The organism is Pseudoxanthomonas jiangsuensis, assembly GCF_010093185.1.
Lineage (GTDB): Bacteria > Pseudomonadota > Gammaproteobacteria > Xanthomonadales > Xanthomonadaceae > Pseudoxanthomonas > Pseudoxanthomonas jiangsuensis.
Genome location: NZ_PDWL01000015.1, coordinates 1 through 23,921, shown reverse-complemented (window position 1 = coordinate 23,921; position 23,921 = coordinate 1). Strand labels below are relative to the sequence as shown.

At 70.7% G+C, this 23,921-nt stretch carries 20 protein-coding genes; 14 read left to right on the top strand and 6 right to left on the bottom strand.

From position 1 onward, the window contains the following. Window positions 1-117: 117 nt before the first annotated feature. Window positions 118-528, top strand: coding sequence for an MAPEG family protein (locus CSC62_RS10510; protein ID WP_162406144.1), 411 nt, complete (start codon window positions 118-120; stop codon window positions 526-528). Then, window positions 528-2,288, top strand: coding sequence for a glycoside hydrolase family 9 protein (locus CSC62_RS10505; protein ID WP_162406143.1), 1,761 nt, complete (start codon window positions 528-530; stop codon window positions 2,286-2,288). Before CSC62_RS10510 ends, CSC62_RS10505 begins: the two co-directional genes overlap by 1 nt. A 16-nt stretch (window positions 2,289-2,304) precedes the next feature. Here CSC62_RS10505 and upp read toward each other — a convergent pair whose 3' ends face one another. After that, complete coding sequence (upp, locus tag CSC62_RS10500) at window positions 2,305-2,937, bottom strand: uracil phosphoribosyltransferase (RefSeq protein WP_162406142.1); 633 nt, start codon at window positions 2,935-2,937, stop codon at window positions 2,305-2,307. 106 nt (window positions 2,938-3,043) lie between these two features. Continuing rightward, window positions 3,044-5,437, bottom strand: a complete 2,394-nt coding sequence (locus tag CSC62_RS10495) for a TonB-dependent receptor plug domain-containing protein (protein WP_162406141.1) — start codon at window positions 5,435-5,437, stop codon at window positions 3,044-3,046. A gap of 163 nt (window positions 5,438-5,600) precedes the next feature. On the opposite strand from CSC62_RS10495, the gene CSC62_RS10490 reads away from it, so the two are divergent. From CSC62_RS10490 to CSC62_RS10480, 3 genes are read left to right on the top strand one after another with little or no spacing between them, the layout of a single operon-like run. Continuing rightward, window positions 5,601-6,737: an NHL repeat-containing protein gene (locus tag CSC62_RS10490; protein WP_162406140.1), complete on the top strand. Its 1,137-nt coding sequence runs from the start codon at window positions 5,601-5,603 to the stop codon at window positions 6,735-6,737. Next, a complete protein-coding gene (locus CSC62_RS10485) occupies window positions 6,725-8,101 on the top strand; it encodes a purple acid phosphatase family protein (RefSeq protein WP_162406139.1) in 1,377 nt (458 codons plus the stop codon). Before CSC62_RS10490 ends, CSC62_RS10485 begins: the two co-directional genes overlap by 13 nt. A gap of 55 nt (window positions 8,102-8,156) precedes the next feature. Then, complete coding sequence (locus CSC62_RS10480; RefSeq protein ID WP_162406138.1) at window positions 8,157-8,774, top strand: inorganic diphosphatase; 618 nt, start codon at window positions 8,157-8,159, stop codon at window positions 8,772-8,774. A 22-nt stretch (window positions 8,775-8,796) separates the two neighbouring features. Here the strand turns inward: CSC62_RS10480 and CSC62_RS10475 are convergent, their stop codons facing one another. Further along, window positions 8,797-10,293, bottom strand: coding sequence for an aminotransferase class III-fold pyridoxal phosphate-dependent enzyme (locus tag CSC62_RS10475; protein WP_162406137.1), 1,497 nt, complete (start codon window positions 10,291-10,293; stop codon window positions 8,797-8,799). Between the two features lie 203 nt (window positions 10,294-10,496). Between CSC62_RS10475 and CSC62_RS10470 the strand changes: the two genes are divergently transcribed. From CSC62_RS10470 to secF, 6 genes are all read left to right on the top strand, one after another. Then, entirely contained in the window at window positions 10,497-10,928 is a 432-nt protein-coding gene (locus CSC62_RS10470) for an Lrp/AsnC family transcriptional regulator (protein ID WP_162406136.1), read from the top strand. 76 nt (window positions 10,929-11,004) lie between these two features. Further along, the gene (gene queA, locus CSC62_RS10465) at window positions 11,005-12,036 is read left to right on the top strand and encodes a tRNA preQ1(34) S-adenosylmethionine ribosyltransferase-isomerase QueA (RefSeq protein ID WP_162406135.1); all 1,032 of its coding nucleotides are present in this window, start codon (window positions 11,005-11,007) and stop codon (window positions 12,034-12,036) included. Window positions 12,037-12,104: 68 nt separating this feature from the next. Further along, window positions 12,105-13,223, top strand: a complete 1,119-nt coding sequence (gene tgt, locus CSC62_RS10460; RefSeq protein WP_162406134.1) for a tRNA guanosine(34) transglycosylase Tgt — start codon at window positions 12,105-12,107, stop codon at window positions 13,221-13,223. A gap of 210 nt (window positions 13,224-13,433) precedes the next feature. Further along, window positions 13,434-13,769 (top strand): preprotein translocase subunit YajC, encoded by a 336-nt coding sequence (yajC, locus tag CSC62_RS10455; RefSeq protein WP_162406133.1) that lies wholly within the window; start codon window positions 13,434-13,436, stop codon window positions 13,767-13,769. Between the two features lie 58 nt (window positions 13,770-13,827). Next, a complete protein-coding gene (gene secD, locus CSC62_RS10450; protein WP_162406132.1) occupies window positions 13,828-15,669 on the top strand; it encodes a protein translocase subunit SecD in 1,842 nt (613 codons plus the stop codon). A gap of 16 nt (window positions 15,670-15,685) precedes the next feature. After that, window positions 15,686-16,651, top strand: a complete 966-nt coding sequence (secF, locus tag CSC62_RS10445; RefSeq protein WP_162406131.1) for a protein translocase subunit SecF — start codon at window positions 15,686-15,688, stop codon at window positions 16,649-16,651. Between the two features lie 414 nt (window positions 16,652-17,065). Here secF and CSC62_RS10440 read toward each other — a convergent pair whose 3' ends face one another. Then, entirely contained in the window at window positions 17,066-17,890 is an 825-nt protein-coding gene (locus CSC62_RS10440; RefSeq protein WP_162406130.1) for an inositol monophosphatase family protein, read from the bottom strand. A gap of 94 nt (window positions 17,891-17,984) precedes the next feature. Between CSC62_RS10440 and CSC62_RS10435 the strand changes: the two genes are divergently transcribed. From CSC62_RS10435 to CSC62_RS10425, 3 genes are read left to right on the top strand one after another with little or no spacing between them, the layout of a single operon-like run. Continuing rightward, window positions 17,985-18,791 carry an RNA methyltransferase gene (locus CSC62_RS10435; RefSeq protein WP_162406129.1) on the top strand — a complete coding sequence of 269 codons (807 nt, stop codon included), beginning with the start codon at window positions 17,985-17,987 and terminating at the stop codon, window positions 18,789-18,791. 53 nt (window positions 18,792-18,844) lie between these two features. Then, window positions 18,845-19,762, top strand: a complete 918-nt coding sequence (locus CSC62_RS10430) for a phosphate/phosphite/phosphonate ABC transporter substrate-binding protein (protein ID WP_425502015.1) — start codon at window positions 18,845-18,847, stop codon at window positions 19,760-19,762. Then, the gene (locus CSC62_RS10425; RefSeq protein ID WP_162406127.1) at window positions 19,759-21,885 is read left to right on the top strand and encodes a putative bifunctional diguanylate cyclase/phosphodiesterase; all 2,127 of its coding nucleotides are present in this window, start codon (window positions 19,759-19,761) and stop codon (window positions 21,883-21,885) included. The genes CSC62_RS10430 and CSC62_RS10425 overlap by 4 nt, the downstream gene beginning before the upstream one ends. 7 nt (window positions 21,886-21,892) lie before the next feature. Here the strand turns inward: CSC62_RS10425 and CSC62_RS10420 are convergent, their stop codons facing one another. Further along, on the bottom strand, window positions 21,893-22,546 hold the full coding sequence (locus tag CSC62_RS10420; protein ID WP_162406126.1) for an exopolysaccharide biosynthesis protein: 654 nt from the start codon (window positions 22,544-22,546) through the stop codon (window positions 21,893-21,895). Beyond that, window positions 22,530-23,840: a hemolysin family protein gene (locus CSC62_RS10415; RefSeq protein ID WP_162406125.1), complete on the bottom strand. Its 1,311-nt coding sequence runs from the start codon at window positions 23,838-23,840 to the stop codon at window positions 22,530-22,532. The genes CSC62_RS10420 and CSC62_RS10415 overlap by 17 nt, the downstream gene beginning before the upstream one ends. Between the last annotated feature and the right edge of the window lie 81 nt (window positions 23,841-23,921).

The following is a 23,921-nucleotide window of genomic DNA, read 5'->3' as shown; positions in this document are numbered from 1 at the left end:
CGTGCCGGGCGGACGCCGCATCTACATCGGGGAGGTCCGGAACCTGCTGCCGCCTGACACCGGACGCCCACCTGCGGCAAGATCGCCGCCACGTCACCCGTTCCGATGGAAGGTCCCATGGCACCGCTGCCGCGCATCACCCTGCTCATCGTCTCGCTGCATGTCCTGCTCTACCTGCTGTTGTCGCTGCGCGTGGTCCTGCGGCGCAAATCCAGCCGGATCGGCATCGGCACCGGCGGCGACACCGCCCTGGCCCTGAGGGTCCGGGTGCACGCCAACTTCGCCGAGTACGTGCCGCTGGCGCTGCTGCTGCTGCTGGCCCTGCTCGAGCTGTCGGGCACCGTGGCGTGGTTCGTCTGGGCCTGTGGCCTGATCCTGCTGCTGGCGCGGGTGCTGCATGCGATCGGCCTGGGCGGTTCGGCCGGCTATTCGTTCGGGCGCTTCGGCGGCGCAGTGCTGACCTTCGCGGTGCTGCTGGCGATGGCGGCGATGGGGCTGTGGCGCTTCCTTTTGCAGGCGACGCTGTGATGGCCTGCGCGGGTCGCCGCAGCGCGTGTTGGCTGGGCCTGGCGCTGTGTGCCGCCGCAGCGGCGTCGCCGCTCGTCGCCGTCGCGGCTGAAAGCGGCAGCGGAGCGGCCGGCATCCGCCTGGACCAGCTCGGCTTCCTGCCCGGGGCGCGCAAGCTGGCCGTGGTCGAGGGCCACGGCGGGCAGTCGTTCGAGGTGCTGCGCGACGGCGACGGCGCCGTGGTCCGGAGCGGGGTGCTGACGGCGGCGGCCCAATGGGCGCCGGCCGCGCGCCCGGCCGCGGTCGCCGACTTCAGCGCGCTGGACGCGCCCGGGCGCTATCGCCTGCGGGTGCAGGGGCTGGCGCCGTCCGATCCGTTCCCGGTCGATCCGCAGGCCTATGCCGGGCTGGCCGATGCCGCGCTCAAGGCGTTCTACTTCAACCGCGCCGGCACCGCTTTGGAACCGCGCCATGCCGGCCGCTTCGCCCGCGCCGCGGGCCACCCCGACACGAAAGTGGTGATCCATCCCTCGGCCGCCTCGGCGGCGCGCCCGGCCGGCACCGTGGTCGCCGCGCCCGGCGGCTGGTACGACGCCGGCGACTACAACAAGTACGTGGTCAATTCCGGAATCACGACGTGGAGCCTGCTGGCGGCGTACGAGCATTACCCGGAGTTTTTCCGCGGCCGCGACCTGGGCATCCCCGAGAGCGGCGACGCGGTGCCGGACATCCTCGACGAGGCCTGGTGGAACCTGCGCTGGATGCTGGCGATGCAGGACCCGTCCGACGGCAGCGTGTACCACAAGCTCACCAACCTGGCCTTCGACGGCGAGTTGATGCCGGCGCAGGCCGACAAGCCGCGCTACATGGTCGGCAAGGGCACGGCCGCGGCCCTGGACTTCGCTGCGGTGATGGCGATGGCCAGCCGGATCTATGCGGGCTACGAGGCGCAGTTCCCGGGCGAGCCGGCGCGCATGCGCGCGGCGGCCGAGGCGGCCTGGCGCTGGGCGCTGGCGCATCCGGACCTGGCCTACCGCCAGCCGAAGGACGTGCACACCGGCGCCTACGGCGACGAGGCGTTCGACGACGAGTTCGCCTGGGCAGCGGCCGAGCTGTACCTGCTCACCGGCGATGAGGAATACCGCCTGGCCTTCGGCCGGCATGCGGCCGATGCCGGGGTGCCGTCCTGGGCGGGCGTGGGCAGCCTGGGCTGGATCTCGCTGGCGCAGCACCGCGGGCGCCTGCCCGCCGAGGACCGGGTCGAGGTGGAGCAGCAGCTGCGCACGCTGGCCGCGCAGCTGGCGGCGCAGTGGCAGGCGTCGCCGTGGCGGGTGGCGATGCAGGCTGCCGACTTCCGCTGGGGCAGCAATTCGACCGTGCTCAACCAGGCGCTGGTGCTGCTGCAGGGTTACCGGCTTTCGGGCGAGCGCGCGCAGCTCGACGCGGCGCAATCGCAGCTGGACTGGGTGCTGGGGCGCAATCCGCTGGGGGTGTCGTTCGTGACCGGGCAGGGCGTACGCACGCCGATGCACGTGCACCACCGGCCTTCGCACGCGGACGGGATCGACGATCCGTTGCCGGGCTGGCTGTCTGGCGGCCCCAACCCGGGCCAGCAGGACGCCAAGGATTGCCGCGGAGTCGCCTATCCGTCGTCGCTGCCGGCGCTGTCGTGGCTGGACCACGGGTGCAGCTATGCCAGCAACGAGGTGGCGATCAACTGGAACGCGCCGCTGGTGTACGTGGCCGCGGCTTTGCAGGTGCTGACGCCGGCGGCGCCGTGAGCGGCCGCCGTAGCCCTCATTCCACCCGGGTGCCGAAGATGCGGTCGCCGGCGTCGCCCAGGCCGGGCAGGATGTAGCCCTTCTCGTTGAGGCGGCGGTCGATCGCGGCGGTGTAGACCTCCACGTCCGGATGCGCCGCCTCCAGCGCCGCCAGGCCTTCCGGCGCGGCGACCAGGAACACGCCCTTGATCCGCCGCGCGCCGGCGCGCTTGAGCATGTCGATGGTGGCGATCAGGGTGCCGCCGGTGGCCAGCATCGGGTCCAGGATCAGCGCGTCGCGCTCGTCCAGGCGCCCGGTCAGGCGCTCGAAGTAGGGCACCGGCTGCAGGGTCTGCTCGTCGCGCTGCAGGCCGACCACGCTGACCTTGGCGGCCGGGATCAGGGCCAGTACCCCCGGCAGCATGCCCAGCCCCGCGCGCAGGATCGGCACCAGGGTGATCTTGGCCCCGGCGATCCGCCGCACTTCGACCTCGCCGGCCCAGCCGGTGGTGGTGGCCGCCTCGGTCTCCAGGTCGGCGGTGGCCTCGTAGGCGAGCAGAGTGCCCAGCTCGGTGACCAGTTCGCGGAAGCCCTTGGTGCTCAGCCCGGCGTCGCGCAGCAGGCCGATCTTGTGCTGGACCAGCGGGTGGCGGACTTCGACGGTCTTCATGGTGGTCTGCTGCGGGTGGGATGGCCGAAGTCTGCAACAAACCTGCCGCTCCGGAAAGGAAGAAGCCGGCTTGCGCCGGCTTTTCCATGCACACGCGATGCGCCGGTCAGAACGCCCAGCGCATCACCAGCTGGTAGCTGGGGCCGGCTTCCTCGGTCTCCAGCTCGTACTCGTCGTAGTCGCGGTCGAGCTGGTCCTCGAGGGTGTTGAACTTGTCGAAGAATTCGTCCTTGCTGGCGTCGAGCAGGTTGTTGGCCGACAGCCGCACCGAGAAGTTCCGGCTAAAGCGCTTCTCAACGAAGGCGTCCAGTTCCTCACCGTAGCGGATGATGGCCTCCTCGCCAAGGATCCGGGCGTAGGCGTCGCCCTGCTTGCGGTAGGTCATGCCGAAGCTGGCGGCCAGGGCCGGCAGATCCTGGATGAAGCCGATGTTGAAGGTGCTCTTGGCCTGGTCGTTGAAGCGGCGCCGGCCCATGAAATCGTCGACCCGGGAATCGACCCAGGAGTAGTTCAGGAACACGCCGGTGTCGTCCATGCCGAACGCGGACAGCGGGGTGGAGAGGTCGAACTCGAAGCCGTAGACCTTGCCGTCGCCGACGTTGGCCGAGGTGAACAGCCAGCTCTCGGCCTCGAACGGGTTGGCGGCGATGGCTTCGGCCTCGCTGGCGTAGTCGCCGTCGTCGACCATGTCGGCGATGTCGTCCTCGTAGTCCTCGACCGCCGCCTCGCTGGGTGCGCCGGTGTTGACCAGCTCGATCAGGTCCCTGACGTCGCGGTAGAAGAAGTTCAGGCCCACCACGCCGCGCCGGCCCAGGCGATGCTCGAAGCCCAGGTCGATGCCGTTGGCTGTCTCCGGCTCCAGTTCCGGGTTGCCGATGTAGTCGTTGTCGCCGAACTCGCCGTCCAGCAGGGCCGGGATCAGCTCGTTGAAGTTCGGGCGCTTGACCGTCTTGGCCAGCGACAGGCTGATGCGGTCGGCATCGGTCACGTCCCAGCGCAGGTTCACCGAGGGCAGCAGCTGGTCGTAGTCCTTGTCGATGCGGCCCTCGCTTTCCTCGTCCTCGATGTACTCGACCCGGCCCCGGGTGGTCTCGTAGCGCAGGCCCGCCTCCCAGGCGAAGATCTCGCCGCGGCCGCTGAGCATGACGTAGGGATCCACGCGCTTTTCCTCGATCACCGAGGCCACGCTGCCGTCCAGGGCGTAGTCGGCCGGGAAGACCGGGGCGGCCTGGCCTTCCTCGTCGGCCTCCCATTCGTAGCCGGTGACCAGGCTTTCGCGCTTCTTGTTGCGCACATCCACGCCGAACTGCAGCTCGGCCCGGCCGAGCGGACGGGTATGCGCCAGGGTGAAGCCGGTCTCGCTGTCGCGGGCTTCGATCGCCTCGGCCTCGTAGACGGTCTCGTCCCACTCGGCGCCGTCCACGCTCCAGGTCTCGTCCCAGTTCCCGGCGTCGCCGACGTAGACGTGCTCGCCCTCGGTGGTGCCCTCGTAGTCCTCGAAGCGGGCGTGGTCCAGGCTCAGCCGGGTGGTGCCGCCGGCCATGTCGAAGCGGTAGTCCAGGCCGATGCCGTAGTTCTTCTGGTCGTAGGGATTCAGGCCCGGGACCCGCTTGTTCTCGACCTCGTCGTCGTCCACTTCCTCCTCGAACGACACCTCGGTCACGTCGCGGTCGGTCTTGACGTAGAAGGCGTCGACGCCGAAGCGGCCGGTCTCGCCGACCTCGGCGGTGTAGCTCAGGTTGGCCGAGTAGTCGCGGCCGTCCTTGACCTCGCTCTGGTCCTCCCAGCTGACCTTCTCCTCCAGGGTGTCGTCGGTGAAGCGGTCGGAGCGCTTGAACTTGGAGCGGTAGCGGTCCTGGACGTTGACCCCGGCCAGCAGCCGCCCGCCCAGCGCCTCGAACGAGGTCACCGCGCCGAAGGTCGGGTTCACCTCGCCGTCGTCCCAGCGGTTGGCGCCGATCCGCACGTAGCTGCCGTCGAACACGTAGGCGTCGCGCAGGACGATGTTGATCGCGCCGGCCATCGCGTCGCCGCTGCGGTTGGCGCTGGCGCTGCGCTTGATCTCGATGTGGTCGACCATCTCTGCCGGGATGCGGTCGACGTAGAACGAGCGGTCGTCGCCGGCGCCGGGCACCTTCTTGCCGTTGATCAGCACCTGGGTGTAGCCGCCGCCCAGGCCGCGCAGCTGGGCGCCGTCGTACTCCATGATGTCGCTGCCGACGAAGCCCACGCCGGGCACCCGCTTGAGCATGTCGCCGACGGTGTTGGGCTCGAAGCGCTGGAAGTATTCCAGGTCGTAGACCAGGGTCGGCTCGATGTCGGCGGCGCGGTTGCGGTAGGCGATCTCGCCCTGGACCACGACCGCGTCCAGCTGCTTGGGCTCGCCCGCGGCGGCGGCGTCCGGCGCCGGTTCCGGGGCGGCGAGCGCGGCGCACGGGGGCAGCAGGACGGCGCAGGCGAGGGCGCGTGAAAGGCAGATGGCGAGAGTGTTGCGTTTCATCGGGGGAAAGTTCCGTGGGGTGTAAATGAACGGAACTTTCACCGCCGGATATGGCACCGGTGTGACACGTGAGCGGGCGATGACAGCGGCGTGTCGGTTCTCCGGATTGTCACAATCGCTTCATACGATGCGGCACCTGCCTTGGAACCATGCTGGGGAAACCATGAAGTTGCGCCTTCCTTCCTGCCTTTGGCTGGCTGCCGTGCTGCCGCTGGCCGCCTGCTCGAGTACGCCGACAGCGGCCGTGCCGGACCGCGAGCCCGACCAGTACGAGGCCGACGACGTCCTCCTGCGCGACCACCGGGTGCCGCATGTGGTGGTGAAGGAAGCCTTCCTGACCCCGGCCACGCCGGAGGACAACATCGATTCGCCGGCCAGCTGGATCCAGGACGGCAAGCGCATGCTGGTCGCCAGCGCCAAGGCCACCGACCGGCTGGTGGTCTACGACGGCGACAGCGGCCGGCGCCTGCGTACCGTCGGTGGTCCGGGGGATGGCCCGGGCCAGCTGAGCAGGCCCAACGGCGTGGCCACGGTCGACGACCGCTACCTGTTCGTGGTCGAGCGCGACAACCGCCGGGTGCAGATGTTCTCCCTGCCGGACTTCGTTCCCCTGCTGAGCTTCGGCCAGGACGGGCTGCAGCAGCCCTACGGCCTGTGGGTGCGCCACCGCGGCCAGGGTTACGAGGTGCTGGTCAGCGACGCCTACATGGCCGGCGAGGACGCCAAGGGCGACGACATCGTGCCGCCGCTGGACCAGCTGGACCGGCGCTTCCGCCGCTACGAGGTGGTCCAGGCTGCGAACGGCTGGAGCGCGCGCGCCGCCGGGACCTTCGGCGACACCAGCGCCGCCGGCGCGATCCGGGTGCCGGAGTCGCTGTTCGGCGACGAGGCCCACGACCGCCTGCTAGTGGCCGAGGAGGACGTGCCCACCGGCACCCGCCTGCGCGAGTACGACCTGCAGGGCCGCTACCGCGGCCGCGACGTCGGTGCTGGCCAGTACGTGGCCCAGGCCGAGGGCATCGCCCTGATGGCCTGCGCCGACGGCAGTGGCTGGTGGGTGGCCAGCGACCAGTTCGCCGATCGCACCGTGTTCCACCTGTTCGACCGCACCCGCCTGGAGCACGTTGGATCGTTCGCCGGACAGGCCACCGGCCTGACCGACGGCGTGTGGCTGGATCCGCGCGGCGACGCGCGCTTCCCGCAGGGCGTGTTCTACGCCTCGCACCTGGACCTGGGCGTGGCCGCGTTCGACTGGCGCGACATCGCCGCTGCGTTGAAGCTGCCGGCATGCGCGCGCTGATTCCGCGCGCCGCGGCGGTGCTCCTGCTGGCGGCCGCCAGCGCATCGCTGCAGGCCCGCGCCGCCGCGCCCGAGCCGAACACCCAGGTCCCGAAGGGCGCCGCCTGGCACGCGCCGACCGGCGCGCCGGACCGGATCGTCGCCTCGCCCCTGCAGCAGGCGGCCACCGGCTTCGCCGTGGCCTGGCGCACCGATGCCTCGGTGCGCTCGCCCGCGCTGGAGATCGTGGTTGCCGGCGACTCTCCGGACATGGGCACGCCGCGCCGGCTGCAGGCGGCCAGCACGCCCTTGCGGACCGAGAACGGGCTTGCGCACCAGCACCGGATCGAGGTCGACGGCCTGCGGCCCGACACCCTGTATGCCTGGCGGGTGCAGGGCGACCGCAGCTGGAGCGCCTGGTTCCACACCCGCACCGCCGCGGCCGCGGATGCGCCGCTCACCCTGTTGTACTTCGGCGACACCCAGAACAAGAACCTGAGCCTGGGCACGCGGGTGTTGCGCGAGGCCATGCGCCAGGCCCCCGACGCGCGCCTGGCGCTGTTCGCAGGCGACCTGGTCAGCGGCGGCGACGGCGAGGACGACAACGAATGGGGCGAGTGGTTCGCCTCCCTCGGTGCGTTGCCGACCTCGATGGTGGTCGCGCCGGCGCCGGGCAACCACGAGTACTTCGAGGAGTTCGAGGACACGCCGCAGGAACGCCGCGTGCTCGGCGCGCACTGGCCGGTCGTGTTCGCCCTGCCCGACAACGGCGCGCCGGGTGCGCGCGGCACCAGCTACTGGTTCGACTACCAGGACGTGCGGGTGGCGATGCTCGACGGCACCTCCGCCCTCGACTTGGGCACGGCCCGGGACCAGGCGCGCTGGCTGGACGCGGTGCTGGCGGACAGCCCGCGGAGCTGGAGCATCGTGATGGTCCACCAGCCGATGTTCTCGCCGCGCCAGGACCGCGACAACGCCTTGCTGCGCGAACACGTGCTGCCGGTGCTGGAGCGGCGCCGGGTCGATCTGGTGCTGCAGGGCCACGACCACGTCTACGGCCGTCGCGGCGGGCTGCGGGCCGGCCGGGCGACGCCGCAGTACCTGGTCTCGGTGGCCGGCGCCAAGCAGTACCGGCTCTCGCCTGAGGCGCGCGCGACGATGGCGCCGGTGGCCGAGGACACCCAGCTGTTCCAGGTGATCCGGATCGATGGCGCGCGCCTGCGCTACGAGTCGCGCACCGCGACCGGCCGCCTGTACGACGCCTTCGAACTGGTGCGCGAGGGCGAGGCGACCCGGCTGGTCGAGCAGGCCGACGGCCGCATAGGGGAGCGCGCCTGCGGCCGCGCGCAGACCCTCAAGGGGCGCGCCGACCGGTGCTGGGAGTGATGCGCCGCCGCTTCGCCGCCCGTCGAATCCATCCGTTCCCCCAGGAGCCGATCCCATGCACGTCCTGATCCGTCGCGCCGCCGCGGTGGCGCTGCTTTCCTGCCTGTCGTGGCCGGCGCTCGCCGGGCAGGAGCAAGCGCACGTCCGCCATCCGTTCCAGGCGGCCCAGCCGCAGCAGGCGCCGGACGAGGTGCTGCTGGCGGTGGAGATCCCGGCCGGGAGCTTCACCAAGTACGAGATCAACGAGGAAGGGCTGCTGTTCGTCGACCGTTTCCAGTCGATGCCGGTGGTCTACCCGGCCAACTACGGTTCGATGCCGCGGACCCTGGCCGGCGACGGCGATCCGCTGGACGCGCTGGTGCTGACCCGCGAGCCCCTGCATCCGGGCGTGCTGGTCCGCTTCCGCCCGATCGGGGTGCTGCGCATGCTCGACAAGGGTGAGCACGACGAGAAGATCGTCGGGGTGCCGGTCGACAAGGTCGATCCGACCTATGCGCGGATCCGCGACCTGGCCGACCTGCCGGAGATCGAACGGCAAAGGATCGAGGCCTTCTTCCGGATCTACAAGGACCTGCCGGAAGGCCGCAATCCGGTGGAACTGTCGGGCTGGGGCGATGCGGCCGAGGCCAAGGCGCTGATCGGCCAGGCGCTGGGGCGGTACCGCGGGGAGTGAGAGGGCAACAGCAACTCCGCCCTCAGGCCGCCGCTACCTGCTCCCGACGCGGCCCTTCGCGCAGGGCGCGGCCGACCAGCGACACCAGCAGGTCCAGCTCTTCCTCGTCCATGCCGAAGTGCGGGGTGAAGCGCAGCGAATTCTCGCCGCCGTGGATCACGTTGACCCCGTGCCGGCGCAGCCACTCCTCGGTCGAGCCGGCGCCGTAGCACTTGAACTGCGGCGCCAGCGCACAGGAGAACAGCAGGCCGGTGCCCTGGACCTGGGTGATCAGCCCGCCCAGCTGCGACTTCAGCTGCTCCAGCTTCTGCAACGCCTGCGCGCCGCGTTCGCGGATGTTGGCCCGCACCTGCGGGGTCAGCAGGCCCAGGGTCGCGCAGGCCACGTCCAGCGCCCGCGGGTTGGTGGTCATGGTGTTGCCGTACACGCCCTTGCGGTACAGCCCGGCCGCATGCTCGGTCACCGCCAGCACCGACAAAGGGAACTGGGCGGCGTTGAGCGCCTTGGAGTAGGTCTCCATGTCCGGCGGCTCCACGCCTTCGAAACCGGGGTAGTCCACCAGCGACAGCACGCCGTGCGCGCGCAGGCCGGCCTGGATCGAATCCACCAGCAGCAGGCTGCCGTGGGCGGCGGTCAGCTCGCGGGCGGCCTGGTAGAACGCCGACGGCAGCGCGCGGCCGGGATCGCCTTCGCCCATCACCGGCTCCAGGAACACCGCCTCGATGAACCAGTGGTTGCGTTCGGCATCGGCGAAGGCCTGGCGCAGCGCGGCCACGTCGTACGGCGCGATGGCGATCACCGAGTCCTCGCCGCGGTAGCTGGCCAGGTGCTGGACGTAGGTGCGGCGGCTGGAGTGCGAGTACAGGCCCGGGCGGTCGGTGCGGCCGTGGAAGCTGCCCTTGACCACCAGCCGCTTGATCGCCGCGCCGGCATGGCGCGCGCCGGGGTCGGTCTGCAGCTTGGCGTTGACGTCGACGACCCGCGCGGCCAGGCCCACGGCCTCCGAGCCGGAGTTGAGGCACATGAAGCGGGCGTAGGGGCAGGCGCCGCGGGTATGCCCGATCTCGGCGCGCAGGGCGGCGACGAAGCGGCCCTGGGCCAGGTTCGGGGTCATCACGTTGGCCATCACCTGCGGGCGGGCCATGGCCTCCAGCACCGCCTCCGGGGCGTGGCCGAAGCCGAGCATCCCGTAGCCGCCGGCGTCGTACAGCACCGCGCCCTTGAGGGTGACCACCCAGGGGCCGCGCGCGGCCAGGGCGACGTAGGGGGTGACGCAGTCGTCGGCGTAGAAGTTGACGAAGCCGGCCTGCAAGGCCTCGATCTGGGCGGCCTCGTCCAGCTCCATCAGCCCACCGAGGCCATCGCCCAGGCGCGCGTATTCGGCGGCGGCCGCGTCGATGGCGGCGGCCAGGTCCGGATGCGAGCCGGCCAGGCGCGCGATCGTGGCGTCGTCCAGGCCGGTGGTCAGGCGCTGGCCGCCGTGGGCGCGCAGCGGGGCGAGGGGGGCGAGGATGGACATGGCGGGCTCCCGGAGTGCGGCCGTCGCGGGGCCGCGTACGCTGGTGTGCGGCAGGCCCGGTTCGGCAGGCGGATCGAATGCCCGGCGGCACTGCGGCCGGGCGGTTCGGCCCCATCTTAGGCCAGCGTATCGTCGCATGGCAGATATGATCCGGCGAATAAGCGGTAGTATTTCGTCGATACGACGAGATGGATGTGCCGGCCATGAAGATCACCGCCGCCGACGAGCAACTGCTGTCGCTGCTGCGCGAGAACGCGCGCTCGTCCACCGCCGAGATCGCGCGCCGGCTGGGGCTGTCGCGGACCACGGTGCAGAGCCGGATCGACCGCCTCGAGCGGCAGGGCGTGATCCGCGGTTACGCCGTGCGCCTGGACGACGGCTACGAGCGCGACCGGATCCGCGCCCACATCCTGATCACCGTGCTGCCGAAGAAGATGGCGGCGGTGGCCAAGGCCTTGGCCGAGATGCCGGAGGTGCGCGCCCTGCATTCGGTCAGCGGCGCGCACGACCTGGTGGCGCTGGGGGTGGCGGCCGACGTGGGCGCGATGGACGAGCTCACCGACCGGATCGGCGCGGTCGACGGGGTCGAGCGCACCTCCTCCTCGATCATCCTGTCGACCAAGTTCGAGCGCTGAATGCGCCGATGCCCGCGGCCGCGGCGCCCCGTGGCCGGCCGCTTACAATGGCGCCCCGCCGCCCGCCCGATCCGCCTTGAAGAAGTCCGACTTCCACTACGAGCTGCCCGAGGAACTGATCGCCCAGGCCCCGCTTGCCGAGCGTTCGGCCAGCCGCCTTTTGCTGGTGCCGCCGGGGCAGGGCGGGTTCTCCGACCTGCAGGTGCGCGACCTGCCGGAGCTGCTGCAGCCGGGCGACCTGCTGGTGTTCAACGACACCCGGGTGATCCCGGCGCGGCTGTTCGGGCAGAAGGACAGCGGCGGCCGGATCGAGATCCTGATCGAGCGGCTGCTGCCGGAGGAGCAGGCCCGGGCCCAGGTGCGGGCGAGCAAGTCGCCGAAGCCGGGCAGCCGGATCGCGCTGGACGGCGGCGGCCAGGCCGAGGTGCTGGGCCGCGACGGCGAGTTCTTCCTGTTGCGGTTCGAGGTGGACGGGCCGTTCGAACAGTGGCTGCAGCGGGTCGGGCGCCTGCCCCTGCCGCCGTACATCCGCCGCGAGCCGGGCCAGGACGACGCCGAGCGCTACCAGACCGTGTTCGCCCGCCAGGTCGGCGCGGTCGCCGCGCCGACCGCAGGGCTGCACTTCGACCAGGCCCTGCTCGAGCGCCTGCGCGAACGTGGCGTGCAGTTCGGGCACGTGACCCTGCACGTGGGCGCCGGCACCTTCCAGCCGGTGCGGGTGGAGGATGTGCGCACGCACACCATGCACAGCGAGTGGCTCAACGTCGGCGCCGAGCTGGTGGCCCAGGTGCGGCGCACCCGCGCGGCCGGCGGCCGGGTGGTGGCGGTGGGCACGACGGTGGTGCGGGCGCTCGAGAGTGCGATGCGCGACGGCGAGCTGCAGCCGTTCGCCGGCGAGACCCGGATCTTCATCTTTCCCGGCTACCGGATCCGCAGCGTGGATGCCCTGCTGACCAACTTTCACCTGCCGGAGAGCACGCTGCTGATGCTGGTGTCGGCCTTCGCCGGCAAGGAGCGGGTGTTCGATGCCTACCGCCACGCGGTCGAGCAGCGCTACCGCTTCTTCTCCTATGGCGATGCGATGCTGCTCTGGGGCCAGTCCCAGTAGGAGGCGGTCCGGAGGCGATCGCCGGCCCGATCGGCGACAATGCCCGCCCCGCAGGATCCTCCCGTTCCATGTCCCGACTGCAGTTCCAGCTCCAGACCACCGACGGCGCCGCCCGCCGCGGCCGCCTGACCTTTCCGCGCGGCACGGTGGAGACGCCGGCGTTCATGCCGGTGGGCACCTACGGCTCGGTCAAGGGCATGTTGCCGGACCAGGTGCGCGACCTGGGCGCGCAGATCATCCTCGGCAACACCTTCCACCTGTACCTGCGCCCGGGCCTGGAGGTGATCGGCGCCCACGGCGGCCTGCACGGCTTCGCCCGCTGGGACGGGCCGATCCTGACCGACTCGGGCGGCTTCCAGGTGTTCTCGCTGGCGCACCGGCGCAAGATCACCGAGCAGGGCGTGACCTTCGCCTCGCCGACCGACGGGGCCAAGGTGTTCCTGGGGCCGGAAGAGAGCATGCGGATCCAGCAGGTGCTGGATTCGGACATCGTGATGATCTTCGACGAGTGCACGCCGTACCCGGCCGCCGAGGACGTGGCCCGGCGCTCGATGGAGCTGAGCCTGCGCTGGGCGCGGCGCTCGCGCGATGCGCACGACGAACTGGGCAACGATGCGGCGTTGTTCGGCATCGTCCAGGGCAGCGTCTACCACGACCTGCGCAGCCGCTCGCTGGAAGGCCTGCAGGAGATCGGCTTCGACGGCTATGCGATCGGCGGGCTGGCGGTGGGCGAGCCGGAGGAGGAGCGCAACGCGATGCTCGATCACCTGCATCCGCGCCTGCCGGCCGAGCGTCCGCGCTACCTGATGGGCGTGGGCCGGCCGGAGGACCTGGTCGAGGGCGTGGCCCGCGGGGTCGACATGTTCGACTGCGTGATGCCGACCCGGAACGCGCGCAACGGCCATTACTTCACCTCCTTCGGCACGGTGCGGATCCGCAACGCGAAGTACGAGAAGGACCTGCAGCCGATCGAGCCGGGCTGCGGCTGCGTGGCCTGCGCCGGCGGCTATACCCGCAGCTACCTGCGCCACCTGGACCGCTGCAACGAGATGCTGGGCCCGATTCTGGGCACGCTGCACAACCTCTGGTACTACCAGAAGCTGATGGCCGACATGCGCGCGGCGATCGCGGAGGGGCGCTTCGAGGCGTTCCGGCGGGAGTTCTACGCGATGCGCGGTGTGGGGTAGATCTGACACACCAGAACCGGTGAACCCCCAAGGCATGGCGGCCCCCTCCGAAGCCGGCGTTTTTGCTCAAACATCCAGGCATGACGGCCCATTACGCCCCCCAGCCGGGAACCCCGCCCCCGGAGAACGGTCACAGCCCGGGCTTGCAAAGGGGCGGGGGCGCCCCTATGGCATAATCCCCGGCTATTTTCGAAAAGACCCAGGACACCCATGAGCCTTCTCGCCACCCTCAGCCCGACCGCCATCCTCGCCGCCGCGCCCGCGCCGCAGGGCGGCTTCGGCATGCTGCTGTTCCCGGTCATCCTGATCGCGATCATGTACTTCCTGATGATCCGTCCGCAGATGAAGCGGCAGAAGGAACACCAGGCCCTGCTGGGCAAGCTCTCCCGCGGCGACGAGGTCCTGACCAGCGGCGGCCTGGCCGGCGTGGTCACCGACATCGGCGACAACTTCGTGACCCTGGAAGTGGCCGACAACGTCCGCATCCGCGTGCAGAAGTCCGCGATCGGCAACGTCCTGCCCAAGGGCACCCTGAAGTCCGCCTGATCCTCCCGTCCCACCGCTGAGCGTGGTCCCGCGGGGCGGGGCCGCGCGGGGTCCCGCAATGCTCGAATTTCCCCGCTGGAAATACCTGGCCATCCTGGTCGTGCTGGCGGTCAGCGTGCTGTACGCGCTGCCCAACGTCTACCAGAACGACTACGCCGTGCAGATCACCGCCAACCGCGGCGCCACCCTGGACGGCGCCCTGCGCAACCGGGTCGACGCCGACCTGAAGGCGGCGGGCGTGGCGCCCAAGTCGGTGGCGGTCGAGGGCGACAGCCTGATGGTGCGCCTGCTCGAACCCGATGCGCAGACCCGCGCTGCCGACGCCCTGCGCGGCGAGCTGGGCGAGAACTACACCGTCGCCCTGAACCTGGCCTCCAACGTGCCGGACTGGCTGGACCGGCTGGGCGCCAAGCCCATGGTCCTGGGCCTGGACCTGCAGGGCGGCGTGCACTTCGTGCTCCAGGTGGACCAGAAGGCCGCGCTGGACAAGCGCGTCGACGCCTACGTCGAGGACGTGCGGGTGACCCTGCGCGACAACCGCGTCCGTTACACCGCGGTGGACCGTCGCCCCAACCATTCCATCGCCGTCTCCCTGGCCTCCGACGCCGACCCGGCCAAGGCCCGCGAGCTGCTGGCCAAGGCCATGCCGACCCTGACCCTGGAAGGCGAGGGCGGCCGGGTGCTGGTACAGATCCCGGAGGCCGAGCTGGCCCAGATCGCCGGCTCGGCGATCGAGCAGAACATCACCACCCTGCGCAACCGCGTCAACCAGCTGGGCGTGGCCGAGCCGATCATCCAGCGGCAGGGCAGCGACCGCATCGTGGTCCAGCTGCCGGGCGTGCAGGACACCGCCGAGGCCAAGCGCATGATCGGTGCCACCGCCACCCTCGAGTACCGCGCGGTAATCGACGGCAACGCCGCCGACGCGGTCGCCAGCGGCCGGGTGCCGCCGGAGGCCAAGGTGTTCTACCGCCGCGACGGCCGCCCCGAGTTGTTGAGCAAGCGGGTGATCGTCACCGGCGACCAGATGGTGGCCGCGACCAGTTCGGTGGACCAGAACGGCCAGCCCTCGGTCAGCGTGACCCTGAACAACGTCGGCGGCGACCGCATGTTCGACTTCACCAGCGCCAACGTCGGCAAGCCGATGGCGGTGGTGTACACCGAGCGCGTCCCGCAGGTGACCATGGTCAACGGCGAGGAGGTGCGCAGCTTCCGGGTCAAGGAGGAAGTGATCTCGGTGGCCAACATCAACGGCGTGTTCGGCAAGAACTTCCAGACCACCGGCCTGGAGAAGACCGAGGCCGACGACCTGGCCAAGCTGCTGCGGGCCGGCTCGCTGGCCGCGCCGATGGACTTCGTCGAGGAGCGCATCGTCGGTCCCAGCCTGGGCAAGGAGAACGTGGAGCGCGGCGTGACCGCGGTGCTGTACGCGTTCCTGTTCACCCTGGTGTTCTTCGGGGTGTATTACCGGATGTTCGGCGTGATCACCGGCATCGCGCTGATGTTCAACCTGCTGATCGTGGTCGCGGTGATGTCGCTGTTCGGGGCGACCATGACGTTGCCGGGCTTCGCCGGCCTGGCCCTGTCGATCGGCCTGTCGGTGGACGCCAACGTGCTGATCAACGAGCGCATCCGCGAGGAACTGCGCGCCGGGGTGCCGCCGAAGGCGGCGATCACCGCCGGCTACGAGAAGGCCGGCGGCACCATCCTCGACGCCAACCTGACCGGCATCATCGCCGGCGTGGCCCTGTACGCGTTCGGCACCGGTCCGCTGAAGGGCTTCGCCCTGACCCTGATCATCGGCATCCTGGCCTCGATGTTCACCGCCATCACCGTCTCGCGCGCGATCACCGTGCTGGTGTACGGCCGCCGCAAGAAGCTCAAGTCCCTGGCTGTCTGAGGGAAGGACCAAGAACATGAAGATCTTTCCCCTGACCCTGATCCCCAACGACACCCGCATCGATTTCATGCGGATGCGCTGGGTGGCGCTCGCTGTTGCCGCCCTGGTGTTCGTCGCCTCGGTGGCGGTGATCGCGACCAAGAACTTCAACTACGCCCTGGACTTCACCGGCGGCACCGTGGTCGAGGTCCGCTTCGACCAGCCGGCCGACGTGGACGGCGTGCGCGAGCGGCTGGCCACGGCCGGCTACGAGGGCGCGCAGGTGCAGAGCTTCGGCTCCGGCAGCGACCTGCTGGTGCGGCTGCAGCCGCGCGATGGCCAGACCACCACCGACGCCAACAACCGCACCGCCCAGGAAGTGATGGCGGCGGTGGGTACGGCGGAGAACCCGGCGCACCTGCTGCGCACCGAGTTCGTCGGCCCGCAGGTGGGCGAGGAGCTGGCCCGCAACGGCCTGTACGCGGCGCTGTTCGTGATGGTCGGCTTCCTGATCTACATCGGCTTCCGCTTCGAATGGAAGTTCGCGGTGGTGGCCACGTTGACCACGCTGTTCGACGTGCTGGTGACGGCGGCCTATTTCTCCTTCAGCGGCCGCGACTTCGACCTGACCGTGCTGGCCGGCCTGCTGTCGGTGATGGGCTTCTCGATCAACGACACCATCGTGGTCTTCGACCGCGTGCGCGAGAACTTCCGCGGCCTGCGCGCCGAGCCGCTGGAAGTCCTCAACCGCTCGATCAACCAGACCCTGTCGCGCACCATCATCACCTCGCTGGTGTTCTTCCTGTCGGTGCTGGCGCTGTACCTGTACGGCGGCGGCTCGCTGGAAGGGCTGGCCCTGACCCAGATGATCGGCGCGGTGATCGGCACCCTGTCCTCGATCTTCATCGCCTGCCCGCTGCTGACCATCGGCTTCCTCCGGGTCACCAAGCAGGACCTGCTGCCCAAGGCCAAGGACGAGGCGGCGCTGGCGCGGCGGCCGTAACGATCGCTCGCCCGAGCAAGCGAAGAAGCCGCCTCCGGGCGGCTTCTTTTTTGGTTCCGCCTCCAGGAGCCGGGCGGGTCCGGATGCAGGGCTGCGGCGCTTTGGCGCGTGGCCTGGTTGGCGGCCCACGGAAAGCGGGAGCAGTCGGCCTTTCGTTCAGCGGCCAATGACCGTGAAGCGGTGCGGTGCGATGCCTGCTGACGGGAAGTAAAGGAGGAGGCTGCGGCCGCAGGCCGCAGCCGGGGGACATGAGCGGCAGCAGGCATCGTGCCGCAACGCCGCGACCAACCTCCCGCTTTCCGCCGGTAGAACGACGTGGGGCACCAGTCGGGAGAAGGACCATGAAAAAAGCCGCCCCGGAAGGCGGCTTTTCCTGTTGCGCGACCCTGCTCAGGCGGCGCCGGGCCGGCTCCCTCAGTCGAACGCCTTGGCGTACCCGGTGTTGACGATCAGCTTCTGCAGCTCGTCGGTGACCTTGACGTTGCCGGCCACCAGCTGCCGCGCCTCGGGGCCGCGCTCGTCGAGGCGGGCAGTATTGGCGCCGCGGAAGTCGCAGACCCGGCCGCCGGCCTCGCGCACCAGCAGCACGCCGGCGGCCACGTCCCAGGCCTTCACCCCGGCCTCGAAGTAGGCGTCCAGGCGGCCGCAGGCCACATAGGCCAGGTCGAGCGCGGCCGAGCCGGTGCGGCGCACGTCCTCGGCCGAAGTCAGCAGGGAGTCCACGCACTTGAGCTGGGCGCTGGCGCGGGCACGCTCGCGCGGCGGGAAGCCGGTGCCGATCACCGTGCCTGCCAGGTCCTTGCGCTCGCTCACCCGGATCTTCTTGTCGTTGAGCACCGCGCCGGCGCCGCGGCTGGCGGTGAACAGCTCGTTGCGCAGGGGATCGAAGATCACCGCGTCGGTCGGCTCGCCGTTGTCGACCAGGGCGATCGAGACGCAGTAGTGGGGGAAGCCGCGCAGGTAGTTGCTGGTGCCGTCCAGCGGGTCGATCACCCACTGCAGCCGGCCCTGGCGGCCAGGCTGGTGGCCGCCTTCCTCGCCCAGCACGCCGTAGTCCGGGTAGGCCCGGCGCAGCTCCTTGACGATCGCCTTCTCGGCGTCGGCGTCGACCTCGCTGGCGTAGTCCATGCGCTGCTTCTGGACCACGTTCAGCGATTCGAGCCGGTTGATGCTGCGCAACAGGACGTTGCCGCCGAGACGGGCGGCCTTGACCATGACATTGACGACGGGTTTCTGCATGGCGAAGGCTCCCGGAAGGGCTGGAGGCGGGCGGACGAAGGAAAAGAGCGGGCCGGCACATCGCAGGCCGGGCGCGCAGTTTACCATCTGCGCCATGTCCGAACCCGTACCCAACCCCACCGAACCCGCCGCCTTGGCCCGCCAGGTCCGCATCGTCCTGGTCGGCACCCAGCACCCGGGCAACATCGGCGCCGCCGCCCGGGCGATCAAGACCATGGGCCTGTCGCGGCTGGTCCTGGTCGCCCCGGAGAAGTCGCTGGACGACGATGCCTACCGGCGCTCGGCCGGGGCCGAGGACGTGCTGGAGCAGGCGCCGGTGTACGCCACCCTGGCCGAGGCGGTGGCCGACTGCCGGCTGGTGCTGGGCTGCACCGCGCGCAGCCGCCGGGTGCAGCTGGAGCAGCTGGAACCGGATGCGGCCGCGGCGCGGCTGCTGCGGTTCGCGCCCGAGGGCGCGGTCGCGCTGGTGTTCGGCCGCGAGCGCACCGGCCTGAGCAACGAGGAACTGCAGCTGTGCCATGCCTCGGTGCACATCCCCTCCGACCCGGCCTTCAGCTCGCTCAACCTGGCCGCGGCGGTGCAGGTGCTGGCCTACGAGCTGCGGCTGGCCGCACTGGCGGCCGCCCCGGCCCCGGTCGAGGCGCCCTCGCCGGACGAGCAACCGGCCACCCACGAGCAGATCGAGGGCTTCTTCGCCCAACTGGCCGACACCCTGGACGCGATCGATTTCCACAAGGGCCGCACTCCGGATTCGGCGATGCGCAAGCTGCGCCGGCTGTTCCTGCGCACCGACCTGACCGTGCACGAGGTCCGGCTGCTGCGCGGGGTGCTGGCCGACGCCCAGCGGATGGCGCGCCTGGCCGGCGAGGCGGGCGCGGCCCGGCCGCCGCTGTCGCCTTGAGCGGCTTTCGGCTAGGCTGCGCGCATATGAAGGGGGCCGGTCGTTCGTCGAGCATGCGCGCATGGGTGCGTTCCCTGTGCTGCCTGCTGCTGCTCGCCGCATCCCTGCCGGCCGCGCGCGCGGCCGAAGACGCGCACGTGCTGGTGCTGGGCCGGATCAGCGACGATCCGCGCGCCCATTACGACCAGCTCAAGGCGCTGCTGGACTACGTGGTCCCGCGCATGCGCGAGGTCGGCATCACCGAGGGCCGGGTGCTGATGGCGCGCGACCCGCAGCAGATGGCCAGCTACCTGCGCCGCGGCCGGGTGGACTGGGTCACCGAGACCGCCAGCACCGCCGTGCAGTTGCAGCAGCGCGCCGACGCCAGGCCCCTTTTGCTGACCGAGCGCAACGGGGTCAGCCGCTACCACACCGTGTTCTTCGCCCACCGCGACAGCCCGGTGCGCGACCTGCCCGGCCTGCGCGGCCATACCCTGGCTTTGCAGAGCACCGCTTCCACCAGCGCCTACATGGTGCCGATGACGACCCTGCTCGATGCCGGGCTGAAGCCGGAGATCCTGCTCGGTCCCGGCGACCGGCCGGCGCCGGACCGGGTCGGCTACGTGTTCGCCCGCACCGAGGCCAACATCGCGGTCTGGGTGCAGAAGCGCATGGTCGATGCCGGCGCGCTGAGCAGCCTGGACTGGAACGATCCGCAAAGGATGCCGCCGGCGTTCAAGGCCGACCTGCAGGTCGTGCACGAGACCCCGGCCTATCCGCGCGCGGTGGAACTGGTGCGCGACGACCTGCCGGCGCCGGTGGAAGCGCGCCTGCGCGAGGTCTTGCTGCAGGCCGCTGCCGATCCCGAGGCGGGCCAGGCCCTGCACCTGTTCTTCAACACCTCGCGTTTCCTGCCGCTGGACGAGGACTCGCGCCAGGCCCTGGCCGAGCTGCGCGACGGCGTGGCCCGCGTGCGCGCGGAGGTCGAATGAAGCTGCGCTTCGGCCTGCAGGCCCGGTTCCTGGTGGCGATGGCGCTGGTGCTGCTGGTGGTGCTGGTGATGCTCGGGGTGCTGCTGCAGAGGCAGCGGCTGGTGGAGCGCGAATCGGAGGCGCTGAGCAGCGACGTCATCCACCAGCTGGTGGACGGCTACCTGCACGGCCAGGGCCGCGAGCTCGCCACCCGCCTGGCCGACAACCTGGCCAACCCTTTGTACTACTCCGACCTGGACGCGATCGGCTCGATCCTGCGCGACCAGAAGCGCGACGACCTGGTCCAGTACCTGATGGTGTTCGACACCGCCGGCCACCTGGTCCACGACGGCTCGGCCGAGATCGAGGGCTACGGCCAGCCGATGGGCGATCCGCTGGCGGCGGCCGCCACCGCCGCGGCCGGCCCGCACGTCCAGGCCACGGCGCAGGTGCTGGAGGTCTCGGCGCCGATCCGGGTCGGCAGCGAGCGCATCGGCGGCGTGCGCATCGGCCTGTCGATGGCGGTGGCGCACCGCTTCGAGCAGCGCAACGCCGAGCGCCTGCGCGGCCGCATCGACGAGCTCTCGCAGCGCCACCAGGGCTGGCTGGCGCTGATGCTGCTGGCCCTGCTGGCGGTGCTGGTGGCTGCGGCCTGGTACGTGCAAAGGCTGCTGGTGCGGCCGATCCGGCAGCTGGCCGCCTCCGCGCGCCGGATCGAGGCCGGCGACTACAGCGTCCAGGACCACGGCGACACCCGCAACGACGAACTCGGCGACCTGGTCCGCGCCTTCGACCGGATGAGCGAGAGCGTGGCCCGCCACGACCGCGACGTGCGCCGGATGGCCTACACCGACGCGCTCACCGGCCTGACCAACCGCCTGGCCTTCCGCGAGAGCCTGGACCACCGGCTGATGCTGCTGCGCGGCTCCGGCCGCCAGCTGGCCCTGCTGTTCGCCGACATCGACGACTTCAAGCGGGTCAACGACACCCTCGGCCACGAGGCCGGCGACGAGGCCCTGCTGCAGTTCGCCAACCGGATCCGCGAGGCGGTGGAGAAGTACGGCGGCGACGACGCCCTGCTGGCGCGCTTCGGCGGCGACGAGTTCGTGATCCTGATCCAGGAAGGCGACGTGCGCGCCTCGGCCACCCGCCTGGCCGAGGTGCTGGTGGCCGAACTGCGGCGGCCGCTGGACATCCACGAGCGCCAGGTGTTCCTGGGCACCTCGATCGGCATCACCCTGTTCCCCGAGGACGCCTCCAGCGCCACCGCGCTGATGAAGAACGGCGACATCGCCATGTACCAGGCCAAGGTCGCCGGCAAGAACGGCTTCCGCTTCTACAGCCGGGCCATGGACCACGCGGTCGAGCGCCGGGTGCACATGGAGCAGGAGCTGCGCGGGGCCTGGGAGCGCGGCGAGCTGAGCGTGGTCTACCAGCCGGTGTGCCGGACCAGCGACGGCCGGGTGGTCGGCGCCGAGGCCCTGCTGCGCTGGCAGCACCCGATGCTGGGCACGATCGCGCCGTCGGTGTTCATCGACGTGGCCGAGCAGAGCGGCCTGATCGAGCAGATCGGCCCGCGCGTGCTGCACGCGGCCTGCACCGAGGCGGTGCGCTGGATGCAGCTGGGCGAGGGCGAGAAGCTGTTCGTCTCGGTCAACGTCTCCCCGCGCGAACTGCGCCGCGGCGACCTGCCCGAGGTGGTCGCCGAATGCCTGCGCGAGACCGGGCTGCCGGCCTCCAGCCTGCACCTGGAGCTGACCGAGACCTCGGTGATCAGCGACGAGTTGCAGGCCGCCGCCCTGCTGGCGCGGCTGCACAGCACCGGGGTCAAGGTGTGGCTGGACGACTTCGGCACCGGCTTCTCCGGCCTGAGCCACCTGCGCCGGGTGCCGGTGGACGGGGTCAAGATCGACCGCAGTTTCGTCGCCGACCTGCAGCGCGACCCGGACGACCTGGCCCTGACCACGGCGATCATCGCCATGGCCCACTCGCTGGGGATCACGGTGGTGGCCGAGGGCGTGGAGAAGGAATCGCAGTACAACCTGCTGGCCGAGCGCGGCTGCGACCTGGTCCAGGGCTACTGGCTCAGCCACCCGGTCAGCGCCAGCGAGTTCACCCACCTGCTGGCGCGGCGGATGCGCTGAGCGCCGCTCAGGCCGGCCGCAGCCTTTGCCACCAGTGCGCGGCCAGTTCGGCCAGCTGTTCGGACAGCAGGCCCATGGCGACCAGGCCGGCGATGGTGACGATCCACAGCCCCAGCAAAAGGGCGCCGTCGCGCTCCATCAGCGCCAGCGCGTACAGCAGCAGGACGCCGGCGAACAGGTAGTTGGTCATCGGGATCGGCAGGCCCAGCAGGATCCCGAGCACGACCAGCAGAAGCCCGGTGAACGCGCGCGCCACCCGGTTGTCAGCCAGCACCTGCAGGCGCGGCCGGATCAGGTGTTCCAGCCGGGCCAGCCACGGGGTGATCCGGTCGCAGAAGCGGACCATGGTCTGGCGCCTGGGACCGCGCCGGCCGATGAAGCCCGGCAGCCACGGGCGCGACAGCCCGACCAGCAGCTGCAGCCCGATCAGCACCACCAGCGGCCCGCCGACCGCGCCGCCGACCCCGGGGATGGGGATGAAGCCCGGCAGGATCGAGACGAACAGGAACATGCCGAAGGCGCTATGGCGCAGTCCGGACAGCAGCCCGTCCAGGGTCAGCACGTCGTCCGCGGCGCCGGCACCGAAGGAACGCAGCAGGCGGGTGATGCCCTGGCCTTCGGTGGGATTGGGCGGTGCGGCGGGGTCAGACGGCGAGTTCATCGTCCTGCACGGCGATGCGGGCCAGCAGCAGCTTGTCGATCCGCGCCCCGTCCAGGTCCACCACCTCGATCCGCCAGCCGGCCCAGTCGAAGTGCTCGCCCACGTGCGGGATGCGGCCGAAGTGGGCGATGCACATGCCGGCCAGGGTGTGGTAATCGCCGTCCTCGGCGTCGGGCAGGGCGGCGCCGTCCATCAGTTCGCGCAGGTCCTCGGTCGGCAGGGTGCCGCCGACCAGCAAGGAGCCGTCCTCGCGGGTGACCACCAGCGCGTCCTCGTCGGCGTTCTCCACCGCCTGCAGACGGCCCACGATCGCGCCCATCAGGTCGCTGATCGTGACCAGGCCCTGGATCTCGCCGTACTCGTCCACCACCAGCGCCAGCGACTGCTGTTCCTCGCGGAAGATCTCCAGCAGCTTCATCGCGTGGGTGGACTCGGACACGAACAGGGTGGGGCGCAGGTCGCGGAACAGGCTGCCTTCCAGCCCGCCGGGGGAGTGCAGCAGGGTCTTGACCTCGAGCACGCCGGCCACGTCCTGGTCGCTGTCGCGGTAGACCGGGTAGCGCGAGAACTGCTGCTCGCGCATGGTCTCCAGGTTTTCCTCCAGCGGCGCGCGGGTGTCCAGCCAGGCGATCCGGTTGCGCGGGGTCATCAGGCTGGCCGCGGTGCGGTCGCCCAGGCGCATGACCCGGTTGACCATGTCGCGCTCGTGGCTGTCGATCACGCCCTGCTCGTGGCTCTCGGCCACCAGCATGCGGATCTCCTCCTCGCTGATGGCGCTGGCCTCCTGCCTGCCCAGGCCCAGCAGCCGCAGCACCAGCCGGGTGGTGGCGGCCAGCAGGGCCACCGCCGGGGCGGCGGCGCGCGCCAGCCAGCCCATCGGCATGGCGACGAAGCCGGCGATCCGCTCGGGCGCGGTGATGGCCAGACGCTTGGGCACCAGTTCGCCGAAGATCAGCGTCAGGAAGGTGATCAGGGCCACCGCCACCGAGGTCCCGATGGTTTCCGAATAGCCCGCCAGGGCCGGCGCCACCCCGCGGATCCAGGCCGCGATGGCGTTGCCGATGGCCTCGCCGCCGAACAGGCCGGTGAGCACGCCGATCAGGGTGATCCCGATCTGGACCGTGGACAGGAAGTTCTCGGGCTTCTCCGACAGGGCCAGGGCCTTGGCCGCGCGCTTGCTCGACTGGGCCAACTGCTTGAGCCGGCTCTTGCGCGAGGTCATCACCGACATCTCCGACAGGGCGAAGAAGCCGTTGAGCAGGACCAGGGCCAGGACGATCAGCAGTTCAACCATGGGGACGGGCCCCACGGCCAGGAGAGGAGGGCGGGAGGGCGGCTGTCGCTTATACATCTCTGACGCTGGCTCTGAAAGGAG